This is a genomic window from Mesorhizobium escarrei, from assembly GCF_935825525.1.
Taxonomy (GTDB): Bacteria; Pseudomonadota; Alphaproteobacteria; order Rhizobiales; family Rhizobiaceae; genus Mesorhizobium; species Mesorhizobium escarrei.
In genome coordinates this window covers 1-294 of sequence record NZ_CAKXZT010000114.1, presented here as the reverse complement: position 1 = coordinate 294, position 294 = coordinate 1, and the positions used below count along the sequence as shown (strand labels likewise).

1 pseudogene is annotated in these 294 nt (G+C 73.8%); it reads left to right on the top strand.

The annotated features are described in order from the left end of the window. Positions 1 to 294, top strand: a pseudogene (locus NMG80_RS08560) (DUF1682 domain-containing protein); the annotation flags it as partial.

Sequence of the window (294 nt, the reverse complement as noted above, 5' to 3'; positions counted from 1 at the left end):
CGAAGCCGCCCGACCCCGAGCCCGCGATCGCCGAGGAACGCCAGAAGCGGCGCAAGGAGCGCGAAGCCGTCAAACGGCGCGCCGCCGAACCCGAGCCCGCGATCGCCGAGGAACGCCAGAAGCGGCGCAAGGAGCGCGAGGCCGTCAAACGGCGCGCCGCCGAGCCCGCGATCGCCGAGGAGCGCCAGAAACGGCGCAAGGAGCGCGAGGCCGTCAAACGGCGCCCCACCGAACCCGAGCCCGCGATCGCCGAGGAACGCCAGAAGCGGCGCAAGGAGCGCGAAGCCGTCAGAC